Raw genomic sequence first — 15080 nt, 5'->3', positions numbered from 1 at the left:
CTTGATTATATGACGCCGATTGAATTCAAAACAGCAGACCTTAAAAAAGTTGTCTGAAAAAGTGTTGACAATCCATATTCCGCTGTCAGTTCTTGGAGTTCCTGCCATGTTTGAGGTGTTCGATGTGTAAATATCATACCCTATTCTCCAGTTCTAATTTTCATAATCTCCTACAATTCGGCACATCTCAATGACACTATCATAGACATCATTTCCTTCAAAATATTTATCATAGAATTCAAACCACTTTTTTATTTTCATTTCATTCTTAATATCATTTTTAATTTCAACCCAATTCGCACCCATACGAAATTGCATATCATCGCTCGAAATACGATACTTTCCATCTTTCAAAAACACCTCTAAATCTTCTCCATAATATTCACATTTAAAATCAGGTTTAATGATATCTGTAATTTCAAAATTTTTATTCTTGTGCTTAATGATATTGTCAATACATTTGGCACCATTTAAAAATTCTTTATCATTTTTAACAAAATCATTTTTTAAGGCATGCGTTTCACAAATTTGCACAAAACTCTGGACAATACTATACAAACTCATCAAAATTTCATTCGGTATTTCAGTAAATATCTCAACTTCTAAATAATCAGTATTTTTATCATAACCTAATTCTAAATTCCATTGTTCCTGTATGGTTTTATCTTCATATACTCCACAAACATTTACATTTTTATCGGAATAAACCTTATATATTTTCGCAAATTCTTTAACATTTTTTTTAAATTTTTCTCGTTCCATTTTCTTTATACAGTTTTTCATTATCTCCTCCAGTCAAAGATTTTTTTCTTACATAATTGTAACATATATCATTTTCAATATTTCCTGAATTCCAAAATGCAACGTTCGTACTAGTTAAGTCATAAATATATTAACATAGAAATCTTTCAAATAAATATCTTCCATATTAAAAGTTTATTTTTAAGCCTATTGGTACTCTTCATTCCATAAAATTCAACTTGTCATAAGGTGTCTCTCGACACCTTATGACATTATACTATTCCGGGACCTATTCAGATAAAGATTTTCCAATTGTCTATCTTGCCTTCTACACCGCAATCTTTCATGTGTCTTGGTATTATAAAACCTATACAAGCCTGTATCCTTACTAATCTGATTGTCAAATGGAATCACTGCACTACCACACTTGATAAGTCCCATCCCCAATGGACTGTTAGTTACAAATCGTAGTTGTGCCTCTGACACTCCGATAACCTCTGCCATATTTGAACTATCTGTATTAGCCTGTTTTTCTGTACATAAACTCAGAGTTTTCAGGCATTGTGCTACTATTATGCCATTTGATTAAAGTTGGCTCTATGTCGAGATTTAGTACCAATAAAAATGAGAAAATTAACACTGATTAACTCCTTGTATGTATATTTAAATATTAGAGATTTCTTTCAATTTCATATCTCAGTTTAAATAATATCGTAAACGTACAAACTCATGATTAATGATTCTTTATTTTTGATACGTGTTTTGATACTATTATATTCCAATGACTCCGATTAATTGAGAAGAAATAAAAACAGAATCAAAAACGGCCGTTTTTGATCCTTGTTTTATTAGAACTTTACTTCAACAATAATTAAGTCATTAGTACGATAGCATTGCAAAAAACACTTCTTTTGTACACATTAACATATATAACACTTTACTTCCTACAAAACATTTGATAGGATTAAACAAAAAGGAGGTGTATTAAATTGAATATTTCTTTTAAATACGCAGTTGAAGGCAGTCCAATTGACTGGTTTTATTCTACATTAAGCAAACCGCAATTAATTGAAGCTAATCGTACCGAAAGTGCAGAGTTTGCTACAACCGATAATGAATTCCAAAAAACTGTTGAAAAAAACTATCGGTTTATTGAAGACACGGTTTTAAGGCTATCTGGCGAAAAACCTCATACCATCAAATACTTTTCCATACCTGACTATGAAACTTGTGATATGGAAATTTGTGCTCTTGCAAAAATATCGAATAATGGTACAACATACACATTTACCAATAATAAACAATTTGCAGATTTTTTAAGCGATTTTAATTTTTCAATAGAGACACTTAGATAAGTATGTTAAAAAAAAGCATAAGTTTTGCCTGTTTTTATATCATCATTTATATACAATAAGATACAATCTATGGGAGTGTTTCAAGTTTTGTGTATTTGCGAAAATTGATGTAGAATAAAGAATTGAATTAGTGATAAGAAATACAGAAATTATCACCCTAATTCAATTCTTTTTTTGATATCTAGATATTATTTTTCAATTCCTCTATTAAGATTCTTTCCATTTCAAGAACATCCGGAAAAACAAGCTTTTTACCTTGTCTTATCAAGCTTAGAACTCTTTTTACCTTTTTTTGAAGTTCTCGTTCTAACATACCATCAATTTTCACGGGATTCTCGGTTTCTCTTTCGATATATTGATTTTTTATATATTTAGGAATAACTGGACTCATGTTTTGAATCAAAAATGCTTTTTCGTGACCAAGTACATTCCCAAATACTATCGTATCGCATCTCCCATATTTTTCAATTTTATGGTCATAAAGATTTTTAAATTTTTCTAATTTTGAGGAAATTGGAACTAACCAAAATATTTTTGACTTCTCATCATAATATGCGTAAAAAGAAGGTCTGTCATGAAATATTCCACCAACCATTTCTCTATTATTCATTAAATTAGCATCGTTGAATTTGGTAAAATATTCATCAACTAAAAAATAGAACCGTCCATGTTCCATAGCTATCTCCTTAAAAAATAAAGCTCTACCCGATTCAGGATAGAGCTTTAAAACATTTGAACTCGACCTTTTATGAGTCGCATATCGAGTAGCGACAGCTATTTGAACTCGATCTCTTATGAGTCGCATGTCGAGTAGCGACAAATATTTGAGATAGATAATCTATCTACATATAAATTGTACTCCTGAATAAATGGATTGTCAATACTCTTTAAAACAATCTTGTCATACAAATATTATTAATCTTGTTTCCCGAGGAAACAAATTAAGAAAGAACCAGGTTTTTAAAATCCGGATCTTCGACTATTTGCTTCTCGCTGCTCTTTCATAAACAGATAATCTGCCCGGCTCGTGACATTACCTGGTTTCTTGCGACATTCGTCTAGAAACATATGAATCTTCTTTTTATTTTCAGTCCCTTTGAAATAGACCGTTTCTCTTGCGATAGCTTCCAGTCCTGGCAGCTCTACCTTTAAATATTCACGGCTTAAACCGTTATTTACCACAAAATAGACTTCATTATATTCATAATAAAGTTCCTCAATGGCATATGGGCTTTCCTTCAGGTACAGATCCTGCATGATATAAATCAGTGATTCCAATGATCGGTACTCAATGACCTTTCCGACACCCACCAGGTCCCGTTCTGAAGCAATGGTTTCTATATCATTTACTCTTAGAATCTCGGCCCCATACTTTTTACAGAAAATGCCATACGGCGCTGTCAGGATGATATTTGCCTGACGCTTGATCCGATAATCCACGCCTTGCTTGGGGCTGACATTAAGGATTGTGATTCTATTTGTCCTAAAAAAAGCATCATATTTTTCAAAGATCTTTTGAGCCACTTCATCGTCCCGGATCCGAAACAGCGTTCTGGGCGTGATATAACCATCCTGTTTCAGCCAGACAACTGCCTGTGGCTCCATCTGCCTATAAATCCGGCTTGGTGGATAGAGAACATCATCTTTATGACTTTTCACATATTTCAAAATTTCCTCTATTAGCTCATCTGATTCATTTAAGATTCGCCGGATCTCATCCTCTGATTCCTTATCACTATTGTTCTCTTGCTTCAGGAATGCACCGTAGATACTACTTAGTAAATCCCCTAACTCAAAATATTTCTTAGACAGGGTGTCATTAATAATAATCGGCTGTTCATCGATAAAATTTGACCACTGGTAGATTCGAAAATCGATCCCTGGAAAAATGTGTTCGATTTCTTCCCGGCGCTTCAAACGCTTGGCGTTCTTTAAAAGGTTATCTAGATGTTGCTTTTCTGCAATCGCAAAATGTCTGATGCATTCGGATCCAGTTCTCAGACAATTCTGATTGATTGAATTTTTGATATAAAATACGTTTTTAATGGGCCTTCCACACACTTCACAGGTGACTTTCTTATCGTCCGGGAGCAGATCCACACTACGGCTTGTATCAATTTGCCATTCATTCTTGGCCTGGGTCACGATATCGTTTCGCATCCGGTAGATATTCAGTTCTTCTTCGGTCGCTTTTTCTTTTTTCAATATCTGCTCATCAATGGTTGTATGTTTTTCCAGTCTTTTTTTGAGTAAAGGATAGTCGTTTATCACATCGCTGAACAATAACAAATTTCGTTCTTTTTTGATAATCAGCTTTTTCAAATGAACCTCCCCTTTGTGGTATTGTTTTCATTGTAAGATTAATGAACTGTTTTGTCAAATTATGAAATATATTCTGCAACTAATGCTCCTTACCTTCAACAAACCATTTTGGCTTTTCATAATAGACATAGACGTCTTTATTTTTAATTCGACAAAGATACCGGGTTCCCTGTCCGCCGACCTTCAAAGACGATCTAGGCCGGATATCAAAGATAAAGTCAATATCAAACTCTCGACCATCTTCCCACAATATCTTCATCGGAATGATCTTTCCATCTTTTTCAAATTTTGCAATCACCGGCACAAATTTCTTCTCCGCCATAAATAACTCCTTTTAAAAATATGAAATGGGATAGATAACATGATCTTTCTTAGCATCCAGGCACCCCATCGGATCGTCAATCGTAACAGCCCGTCGCACCGCCAGATTACCAAAGCGTTTTTTCAAGCCATCCACGGTATCATCCAGTCTTGCCTGTCGTACCCGTAATTCCTCATTGCCAAATACATCCAGTTGAATGGGTGTTGAATCCGGTACCAAGTCTGTAACCCTCACGCCCATGGAGCGGATGTCCGAGCTGAAATCATAGTTTCTTACAAACAGATCTATGGCTGCTCTGGCAATTTCATTGGTCAGATCCGATGGCTTCTGGAGCTTCATTTGCCTGGTAAAGCTGTGAAGCTCTTTATTTCGAACATGAATGGCCACAGTTTGACAATAACAGCCAGTTTCCCTTAAACGCATGGCCACGCTTTCGGTCAGCATATAAATGATGATCTTGACGTCCTTCAGATTGGTTAAGTCCCTGGGTGTCGTAATACTGTTGCCAATGCTTTTAATCAGCCGTTCATTGCCATTGTAATGCTCATCAAAGCTCTTAACCGGGCTATCATCAAGACCATTGGCAAACCGCCATAGAACCACCCCCATCTTTCCAAACACATGAACCAGAAAATCCAAATTGCTCTCGGCTAATTGGCCGATTGTATAAATCCCATATTTCAAGAGTTTATTCTTGGTGGATCGACCAACATAGAGTAAATCTTCTGCTGGCTTCTCCCAGACGATTTTCTTATAATTATCTCGATTAATTACTGTGATCGCATTGGGTTTTTTATAGTCAGAACCAAACTTGGCAAAAATCTTATTCCAGGACACTCCGATTGATACCGTCACTCCCAGCTCGTCTTGAATTTCACGACTGATTTTTCTGGCAATTTCTTCCCCGCTACCATGAACCTTAACGCTATTCGTGACGGAGATCCAACTTTCGTCCAAACCATAAGGCTCCACCTGATCCGAGTAGCGGTTATAAATCTGCCTGGATAACTTTGAATATCGGAGGTACCGTTCATAATTTGGTGCCACGATTACCAAACCAGGGCACTTTTCCCGGGCTTGCCACAAGGCTTCGCCGGTCTTGACCCCGGCTTTCTTGGCTTTTTCATTCTTGGCCAGGATGATCCCATGGCGTTTTTCCGGATTACCGCCCACGGCCACCGGCTTATCTCTGATCTCCGGATTATACAAACACTCCACTGCTGCATAAAACGAATTCATATCGCTATGCAGAATAACACGATCCAATTTTTACCACCCCCATTAAAACACCAACTAAAGAATAGAACGCTTGTTCTTTTTATGATATACCTTTTTATGAGCTATCGTCAAGATATTTTTCATGAATATTCTTTTTTGACAATCGGATTTTTATTGTACTCCTGTTTCCCAAGGAAACGAAATTCGATGAATAACTGCTTCAAATCTGTGGTTACTTGCTCACCAAAAAAAACGTGCTGTTTTTACCGCAGCACGCCTGACAATTTCTTTCTTTCTATTAAAACTAAAACATCTTGACTCAATTCACAAAATATTAACATAGAGAAGCATTCCTAAGATCATTTATTCAATATCACCTGCTTTTATTTTCTCTAGCTTCAAACTCGCATTCTTTGTTTTAAATTCATAAGAATCGCCCAATTCTACTTGATCAACCGATTTTAATGTGGGTGGAACAAAAAATCCTCCGGTTAGCTGTGCTAATTGGATCAATGGCTTAAGTCCAGTTTTAGCAATGATTTTTGTTGAAATTCCAGAACTGTATGATTCATTTGCATTGATCTTGCCATCCAGAAAATCGGCTTTGAGTTGAGGAATCGGTATATTTGCACCAAGCGGAACGGCAACTTCAAAAGCTATTTCAGATTCATTGTTATCTGCCAGAACAACTGTTGATCTTTCTACTTCCAAGTATTCGGTAATGATATAATAACTTTTATCCCATTCGTTATTATTATATAGCTCAATAATTTTGTTTTCTAATTCCAGATAATTATCGATTATAGAAGATTTGCACTCATTAAAAGAAAAGAATACATTTGAAGAATCGCCAAAAGCAATTTTTAGGTTTGCTTCAAACATGCCAGGTACAGTCACACTGGGAGCCAAAGATGCACTAAAATCTATATCTAGTTTAAAATCAATTTTATCAAATCCTTCTCCGGTCAATTTTTTTATTTTAAGACCATACTTTTTTATATTACCTTTTCTTTTGAATCGTCCATTTTCAAGTGATCCAAAATCCCCCAGCGATATTGGATAATCCGGTGGAAATACCGGATAATAGTCATACTCATTTTTAACAATATTCGCATACCTTTCAAATACTGAACTCATTTCTAATTCACCTCTCAAAAATTTTTTTCATCCTAAACCCGATTCGTGTCTATATCCAAATGTCGAAACATATTATTTTCATCACTTTTCTTACTGATATACCTCCTTTGTGGCTGTTATTCTTACTAATAACCCCTTTTTGACACGTCTAAACACAGCGATTCATTTTTCTTATCAATAACCTCCTTGATTGTTTTCTGTTTCCCGAGGAAACAGATTTACCATATGTACCCATGTTGAAAAGTTTGTGATTGCGATCAAAACACTTTTATTTTTTTTTCAATCACTAAAAAAGGGCGTAGAAATCCTGAATGCAAAAAAGCATAAAGCTTGTCATTTCTACGTCTTTAATAAAAAGTCTGCTGGATAGGTGGTTTTTTCATGACCACTGGATTCTCATTATCCTTCGTCCAAACTACAAAGGTGACTATCACCTTAACGAATCCAAAATCTCTCCCGAAGTTTCCCCCGAACCGTGATTATTTTACTTGGGTTTACGTTCTCATCCCCAATGACGACATTCTAATGCAGCAGCACATTAAAAGGCCGAATAGATTTATTATTTAGGCTCTACCACACCACGCTTCTGTTTTCGGTGGTCTAACGTTGTCCCCACCCTCATTATTTATCTGTCCGATCCTTCTTAAATCAAATTTTAAGCACAACAAAAAGGGTGTGCAGCAATCACACGACTACTACACACCCCTTTGTTATTGAAAAGAAATATTCAGCTTGCAAAGAATTTCAATGATTCTACTTCTACTATCGGATCCAACCAGCTTGCTCATGCAGGAGCTGGTTGACGGTTTTGCTACTTCTTGACTAGTCGATTTTCCCATCCGGTTTCTTCGATTCCTTTCTATTAAGATCATTGCTTGATTCAAATTATTGCTCTGGCTCCCATTCCCCTTCGTCGATGGCACACATTTCCATATACTCCAGATGATCCGCCATACTTGCATCATTGTCTGGGGTTCCCTGGGAATGGTCGGATTTTTCGACGCTGAGAATCGTATTTAACTCGTTTAAACGAAGCAGGTAGTCGTTTAGTTCCTGCTCCTGGGGAAAAGGCTTTTTAACCTCATCTCTGGCGTTTTCCAGCCGTTCCATGGTATCCTGGATATTCATTTCGCATTTTTTTATCTGATCCGGGATGCTTTCCAGGACATGATCGATGCGGGTGATATTTCCAAGGGGATCGGTACCCAAATGGACGGTATGGGTGGCCTGATTTTTTAGATAAAGATCAACCCCATCGAAACCGGCATACTTGGCTGCCATTTTAAATCCGGCATACTGGCCAATCAATCGTGGTTTATCGTCTTTCAGCTTTTTAATCACTTCCAGAATGGCGGTACCAGCTTCCTTCTTATCGGTGTGAAAAACATTACCGATGGTCATTTCAAAATGATCCTTGGATGACCGTTTTGACTCATAGAGCTTCACATCCTCAGTCAAAGCTTTTTTCTGCTCGCTTTGGATACTGATAGCTCTTGGATAGGCTTTTAAGATATTGTCCTCCAAACGGTACCGTTGGCTGACAAAATTGGCCTTGATCAGCTTCAGCTTGGTGACCTTCACATCCAGATCCATCTTCTCCTTAATGAGCGGATTGCCGGTGGCCAGGGCTTTGACTTCGGCATAGGATAATGCCTGCTCATCGACATCCTCACAGGATCTCCCTGGGAGTTTGCTGGTCATGATCTGACCGATAAATTTCTGTTTATTCTCGATCAACTGCCACGAGTAGCTGTCAAAAGTTTGCTCGGTGATATAACGAAAAATCTTCACTTCCGGATTTTCGTTTCCCTGTCTTAGGATGCGACCCTCCTGTTGCTCAATATCGCTTGGTCTCCACGGGACATCCAGATGATGAAGGGCAATTAACTTGTCCTGGACGTTAGTTCCAGCGCCCATTTTAGGCGTTGATCCAATCAGTACCCGCACGGATCCGCTTCTTACCTTTGAAAAAAGTGCCGTTTTCTTCACATCGGTGTCGGCATCATGAATAAAGGCAATCTCATCTTCCGGGATCCCTTTAGCAACGGCTTTATTTTTAATCTCCTGATAGACATTGAAACGGCCATCCTTATTGGGCGTGGATAAATCACAAAATACCAATTGAGCTGATCGCTGATCCATGCTGTCCTGCCAGACCGCAACAATATTTTCGACACTCTTATTCACCTTTGATTCCTCGGGATCGGGCAGCAGCGGGTTAATCAGTCGCTGATCCAGGGCCAGCTTGCGTCCGTCATTGGTGATTTTCAGCATATTATCCTCATAGGGTTCCACCAGGTTATTTCGGACCCGTTCGGCTCGTTCAACCAGCTCCATAAGCATCTCCTTCTGCTGATCGGACGGTTTAATCACCACATCTTCATAGATAGCTTTTGGTACCGGGAGTTTTAGCATATCCGGGGTTTGAATGTCAGCCACCTCCTTAAAAACGGCCATCAGCTCCGGCAGATTATAAAACCGGGCCAGACGGGTTTTGGATCGATACCCGGTTCCTTCCGGAGATAATTCAATGGCGGTAATGGCTTCGGCATAGGTCGACGCCCAGGCATCAAAGTGACCTAAATCCATGTCCATCAAGGTGTCGTACTGGAGATAGCGCATCATCGTATATAATTCGGTAATGCTGTTTGAAATTGGTGTGCCGGTGGCAAAGACCACCCCTTTGTTCTGGGTTAATTGATCCAAATACTGACATTTATTAAACATATCAGTTGCTTTTTGCGCTTCACTCTGCCCGATTCCGGCCACGTTTCGCATCTTAGTATACAAAAAAAGATTTTTGTAGCTATGCGCCTCATCCACAAACAGCCGGTCAATCCCCAATTCCTCAAAGGTAATAACACCATCTTTTCGGGTGTCATCATTGAGCCGGTTCAGACGCAATTCCAGCGACTTCCGGGTTCTTTCCAGTTGTTTGATGGTGAACTGTTCCTCATTATTGCGTTTGGCATCATCGATGGCCATTAGCACATCATCAATCTGACTGTCCAGGGCCTGTTCCTGAAATTCTTTGGATAGGGGGATTTTCTCAAATTGAGAGTGGCCAATAATAATGGCATCATAATCACCGGTGGCGATCCGGGAACAGAACTTCTTGCGGTTATCCGGTTCGAAATCTTTCTTCCGGGCCACCAGGACATTGGCCCCGGGATAGAGTGCCAGAAACTCGGCTCCCCATTGTCCGATTAAATGATTGGGAACCACGAACAGGGCTTTGTTGGACAAACCCAGGTACTTGCTTTCCATGGCAATGGCGGTCATCTCAAAGGTCTTGCCAGCCCCTGGACAATGACCAAGCAGGGTATTTCCGCCGTACAGCCCCCGGGCAATGGCATTAAGCTGATAATCCCGCAAACGGATCTCCGGCGAAATGCCATGAAGGACGACATGGCTTCCTTCGTATTCCCGGGGCCTGATGCTATTAAACAGGATATTATATTTCCTGGTTAAAACCTCCCGGCGCTGTGGCTCCTGAAAGACCCAGTCCCGGAACGCTTCTTTAATCAGCTCCTGCTTCTGATTGGCCAGAATGGTTTCATTTTTATTGAGGATCCGCACATCGTTTCCATCAGCATTTTGCGTCGTGTCGTAAATCCGGATATCCTTCAGGTTAAGGGAATCCTCCAGGATCCGGTAAGCATTTGCCCGTTTGGTGCCATAGGTGACATTAGCCAGGACATTATCGTAGGTATCGGCGTTCTTGCCCTGAACGTTCCAGACCCCGGTATAAGGGGAATAATGGATCTTGATGGATTCACTGTTAACCAGATAGGTTGCCGGTTTAAAGGTATCAACCATGAAATCCTGGATATAGCTGGGATCGATCCAGGTTGCTCCCAACCGTACTTCGATTTCCGATGCTTCCAGATCCCGGGGTTGGGCAGCTTCCAGTGCAGTGATGTTTGGTAAAAGGGTTTGAGCCTGATCGTTGGGTAGGTTTTCAAACAGCTGACGGACATGATCCAGCTTCCGGCGGACATTTCCGGACAGGTATTCATCGGCGGTGACAAAGGGAATGTCCGGGGCATCGAAAAAGTTTTGGGGGAGCTGCTCCGGATCCAGATTGCCAAAATCCCGGAAGATCAGCCCCTCCAGATCGTTAATGATAACTTCCCGGGGTTTTCCGGTTAAACTGCTCATATAGTCCAGATCGACCTTGGCTTTTTCGCTGATGGAAACCAGCAGCGCTTCATTGGAGGTGTCTACGGCTGTAACCACCTCATTGGTACGAATGGTGCGCTTATAGAAGATGTCTGATTTTTCTTTAAAGGTGCCGTCTTCATTTAAAACTTCCAGAGCGCATAGGAGCCAGTAGGATCCATCCTCATCAAAGGCCCGGCGGTTCCCGGTGGCGTTAATCAGGCCATGTTTCTTGGCAAAAGCATCGTATAAGATATGCAATTCTTCCTGTTTCTTTTCAATCTCCTCATTACTGCCATTTTCCAGTTGCAGGGCAATCAGTTCCCGGGTACAGTCCCGGAGGCCGATCAGCCCTATAATCCGACTCGTCGTGGCTGCGGGTTTATCCATCCTGTTCATCACAGAATTTTCCCGGTAGTAAAGTTCATCATCAACCAGGGTATAACTGTAATTGGCCACATCCGGATCGGCGGGGATGGTAGCCCGGTCATCTTCCATAAGGCTTTCAGCTTCAATTTCCACCTGGGGGAACTGATAAGACAGATTGCCCAGGGCTTTTTCCAGCTCAAGCTTCAGATCGTTCCCTGGGATCGGCAGACAGGCAGATTCATCGCCGAACCGTCCAGACACCATTTGCATTTCTCCCAAAATCATTTCCGGGTGATCAATGAAATACTGATTTATGGGGATCCCATTTTCATCCATTCCCAGATGTACCCAGGATTCATCCGTTGCCAAAACCTTCCGATCCCGTTTCTTCAGGAAAATGATGTCCGATGTTACCTCGGTGCCGGCATTCGCTTTAAAGGCATTATTCGGCAGGCGCACGGCGCCGATTAATTCCGCCCGTTCAGCCAGATACTGCCTGACCATGGGCGACTTCTTATCCATGGTTCCCTTACTGGTGATAAAGGCTAACACACCCCCATCCCGCACCTTATCGAGAGACTTGGCAAAGAAATAATCATGGATCATAAAACTGTGTTTGTCATAAGCTTTATCATAAACCTGATAATCACCAAAGGGGACATTCCCGATGGCCACATCAAAAAAGTTATTGGAGAACTGAGTTTTTTCAAACCCGCATACGGATATGTTCGCTTCCGGATATAGGGCTTTGGCGATCCGGCAAGTAATCTCATCCAGCTCCACGCCATAAAGCTTCGAATCCTTCATGGCGTCCGGCAATAAGCCAAAGAAATGGCCCACGCCCATCCCTGGTTCCAGGATATTCCCTTTGTAGTAACCCATCTGCTCCAGTGCGCCATACATGGCTTTGATAATAGCCGGCGCTGTATAATGGGCATTTAGTGTTGATCCCTTGGCCGAACTGTATTCTTCCTCGGTAAGTAAGCCTTTTAATTCCTTGGCTTCCAGCTGCCAATGGATATTATCCGGATCGAATGCCTGGGGTAATCCACCCCAACCCACATATTGGGATAAAATCGCCTGTTCTTCCGGCGTGGCCATCCGCTTTTCTTTTTCAATCTCTTGCAGGGTTTGAATTGCCAAAACATTGGCTTTAAACTTTTGTCGTGGTGAGCCTTCACCCAAAACATCAGCAGTGATTTTATAATTTTCCGGTTTAGGGGTATTGCTATCCGTTTTTTTTTGGTCGCTGTGATCCCCTTCATCCTGATCCGCTGCGGATACATCGATCAATTCCTGATCTTTAGCATCTTCCGGATCCCGATCAAAGGTTATAAATGATTTGGTTTCTCCATAGCTTTCAACATACGGTTCCGGATCCACTTCCTGGTATGCTCCCGGCACGACGTATTGGCCGGCTTCAATGAGTTGTCTGACTTCCCCGGCAATCTCTGACCAGGACAAGAAATAATCAATCGACGGATCGGCAGTCTTTTCAAAGCGAATTCCAGTCTGATCAAGATGCTGCCGGTAAATATCCGTGAGATTCCCGAGCACCGGGACTTCGCTGAATAAATAAGTGTTTTTAATCACTTCGCCAAACTCATCATTATTTTTGGTTTCGGATAATAAATCATAGATTACGGGCCGGGTGTAGTCGTCCGGGGTCACGTTTATTAGCAGATCACGAATGTCGTCCATCGGAATTGCCGGTTTTTCGGGTTTTAATTCAGGGGCTTCGATCCGTTTTGCTTCATCAATCACATAACGTCCCTGGGCCATCAGTTCATCAATACGCTTTGCCACTTTTGGCCAGGATAAAAGGATGCTTTTTTCTGCTTCCTCCCGGCGTAACAACATCCCTTTGGCACTGTAATCTAACCAGCTGTGATCCGCTCCGGAAAGCCCACGGGATTGACTTTTAGTTCCATATATATCTTTAAGAAAATCTGCTTTTTCCTGATGCGAGTGGTTTTCGCTGAAATAGTTAATGATCGGTTGTTTTTCACCGGATGCACTGCTACCACTACATAAAACAGCATCCACTTCATCCTCAGTAATAAACATCGCCGGTTCCTGGTAATCAAACCCGTTCGCCTGATACTCCCGGCGCTCCCGCTTTAAATCACGGAGTCGGCTTAATAACTCATCCGGCTTGTGGAAGTGAAAACGTAAAATGGATCGGTCAACCTTATATTTTTTGACAAACCCGTCCAGTCCGTTAATAATTTCATCCAATTTTTCCGGATCAGTGTAAAGTTCAGCAATCCGAGCTGAACTATCCGGATGACCCCCACGAAAAATGTCATCCTCCATAAAAAATTCCCCGGATCGATCCTGATGCAGATGCCAGAGTTTATCTGCCAGTTCTTTGCGTTCGTGGCCATCGACCTGATCAAGCTGTTCCTGGCCCATATAAAGACCATTTTCCAAGAGTTCCCCGATCCGCTTTTCAACCTGTTCCCAGGACAGGGTGGTTTTCATAAAATTACTTTGTACCGTGTTCCCCCTAGCGATCTGAATGCCGTTTTTATCAAACCAGACCGCCACTTCTTTTTCATCAATGTAAAACCCTTTGCCACCGGTGCGGTATTCTGCTTGCAGGAAAGCCACATTGTCTTCAGCCGGCAGCTGCTTTTTATATTGGGCGACAATGCGTAACTGACTATCCCGGTTATTGCCGGCACTGCGAAGAATGACATCAATATCATGTTGGGGCATAGAAAAAGCGGAGGGCTGTTGGCTCTCCGCTTTTTGGTTGGGTTTTATTGGCTCCTGTTCAGGCTTAAACAGGCTTAGTTGTAAATGAGTTCCGAAAGAACGATCTCGTTGGCCAAGTGTTGAAGGTTGTTCATATGACCCGCCCATTCCAGGGGCTGGGTTTTCTTGTCCGGGGCCGGATGATTTTTCATCATCCCCGCCATGATCAGCTCCAGTCGGCGCTTGGCTGCCTGATCCACTTCCACCAGGTGTTCGTTGATCTTGTCGTCGAAGATCAGTTCCATCAACAGATCCGGCTTGAATTCCTTCAGATACTGGTTCCTTAAGTTCCCGTACTTCCCGATTTCCTGACTGGGTGGAGTCAGGGGTTTGATGTCCGGGGTCAGAAACTCCCCTTCCTGGTGATAGGTCAATTCCATAGGTTTGAATGTTTCCTGGTTCTTGTTCATTTTTTAGTTCTCCTTCTATTTGATTTTTCAGTTGTTCCATTTCAATGGTTTGCACCAGTTTTCCCATTTCAATGAGAAAGGGTTTGGTGGTACTCGTTACATTATTACCCAAAAATATCAGCGATTTAAAGTTATTGATGTTTTTTATTTGTGCAAAATCTTCCGGCTTAAAATAATCCCTGGGGTTATAGCCACATCGGGATAAAATCTGATAAATCACACTGTTATCATACAGAGTGGCAAAGCCACTCACATCCAGATTCCTGAGATAAAGTCTGTTTGATT

9 protein-coding genes and 1 pseudogene are annotated in these 15080 nt (G+C 40.9%); 1 reads left to right on the top strand and 9 read right to left on the bottom strand.

The window, feature by feature from the left end; genetic code table 11:
* Window positions 1-153 precede the first annotated feature (153 nt).
* Both U2P91_RS15495 and U2P91_RS15490 read right to left on the bottom strand, forming a co-directional pair.
* Complete coding sequence (locus U2P91_RS15495) at window positions 154-783, bottom strand: hypothetical protein (RefSeq protein WP_111889615.1); 630 nt, start codon at window positions 781-783, stop codon at window positions 154-156.
* Window positions 784-1005: 222 nt separating this feature from the next.
* A pseudogene (locus tag U2P91_RS15490) lies at window positions 1006-1306 on the bottom strand (hypothetical protein); the annotation flags it as partial.
* Window positions 1307-1730: 424 nt separating this feature from the next.
* On the opposite strand from U2P91_RS15490, the gene U2P91_RS15485 reads away from it, so the two are divergent.
* Window positions 1731-2096, top strand: a complete 366-nt coding sequence (locus tag U2P91_RS15485) for a hypothetical protein (RefSeq protein WP_111889614.1) — start codon at window positions 1731-1733, stop codon at window positions 2094-2096.
* A 181-nt stretch (window positions 2097-2277) separates the two neighbouring features.
* Here U2P91_RS15485 and cptIN read toward each other — a convergent pair whose 3' ends face one another.
* The 7 genes from cptIN to U2P91_RS17990 all read right to left on the bottom strand — a co-directional run bounded on the left by cptIN (window position 2278) and on the right by U2P91_RS17990 (window position 14765).
* Complete coding sequence (gene cptIN / locus U2P91_RS15480; protein ID WP_111889613.1) at window positions 2278-2772, bottom strand: type III toxin-antitoxin system CptIN family toxin; 495 nt, start codon at window positions 2770-2772, stop codon at window positions 2278-2280.
* 284 nt (window positions 2773-3056) lie between these two features.
* Entirely contained in the window at window positions 3057-4418 is a 1362-nt protein-coding gene (locus tag U2P91_RS15475) for a hypothetical protein (RefSeq protein WP_111889612.1), read from the bottom strand.
* A gap of 79 nt (window positions 4419-4497) precedes the next feature.
* Complete coding sequence (locus tag U2P91_RS15470; protein WP_111889611.1) at window positions 4498-4740, bottom strand: hypothetical protein; 243 nt, start codon at window positions 4738-4740, stop codon at window positions 4498-4500.
* Window positions 4741-4752: 12 nt separating this feature from the next.
* Window positions 4753-6006: a DNA polymerase IV gene (gene dinB, locus U2P91_RS15465; protein WP_111889610.1), complete on the bottom strand. Its 1254-nt coding sequence runs from the start codon at window positions 6004-6006 to the stop codon at window positions 4753-4755.
* 315 nt (window positions 6007-6321) lie between these two features.
* The gene (locus tag U2P91_RS15460; RefSeq protein ID WP_111889609.1) at window positions 6322-7095 is read right to left on the bottom strand and encodes a hypothetical protein; all 774 of its coding nucleotides are present in this window, start codon (window positions 7093-7095) and stop codon (window positions 6322-6324) included.
* 885 nt (window positions 7096-7980) lie between these two features.
* Window positions 7981-14493: a DEAD/DEAH box helicase family protein gene (locus U2P91_RS15455; protein ID WP_111889608.1), complete on the bottom strand. Its 6513-nt coding sequence runs from the start codon at window positions 14491-14493 to the stop codon at window positions 7981-7983.
* On the bottom strand, window positions 14421-14765 hold the full coding sequence (locus tag U2P91_RS17990; RefSeq protein ID WP_371414219.1) for a TnpV protein: 345 nt from the start codon (window positions 14763-14765) through the stop codon (window positions 14421-14423). Before U2P91_RS17990 ends, U2P91_RS15455 begins: the two co-directional genes overlap by 73 nt.
* Window positions 14766-15080: the final 315 nt, after the last annotated feature.

It is taken from the genome of Acetobacterium sp. K1/6 (genome assembly GCF_034438075.1).
In the GTDB taxonomy this organism is placed as follows: Bacteria; Bacillota; Clostridia; order Eubacteriales; family Eubacteriaceae; genus Acetobacterium; species Acetobacterium carbinolicum.
This window is presented reverse-complemented; position numbering and strand designations above follow the sequence as displayed.

Excerpts from the sequence above, each read along its gene's own strand:
- U2P91_RS15495 (WP_111889615.1), bottom strand. The coding sequence starts at position 783 with ATGAAAAACTGTATAAAGAAAATGGAACGAGAAAAATTTAAAAAAAAT.
- cptIN (WP_111889613.1), bottom strand. The coding sequence starts at position 2,772 with ATGGAACATGGACGGTTCTATTTTTTAGTTGATGAATATTTTACCAAA.
- U2P91_RS15470 (WP_111889611.1), bottom strand. The coding sequence starts at position 4,740 with ATGGCGGAGAAGAAATTTGTGCCGGTGATTGCAAAATTTGAAAAAGAT.
- U2P91_RS15460 (WP_111889609.1), bottom strand. The coding sequence starts at position 7,095 with ATGAGTTCAGTATTTGAAAGGTATGCGAATATTGTTAAAAATGAGTAT.
- U2P91_RS15455 (WP_111889608.1), bottom strand. The coding sequence starts at position 14,493 with ATGGGCGGGTCATATGAACAACCTTCAACACTTGGCCAACGAGATCGT.
- U2P91_RS17990 (WP_371414219.1), bottom strand. The coding sequence starts at position 14,765 with ATGGAATTGACCTATCACCAGGAAGGGGAGTTTCTGACCCCGGACATC.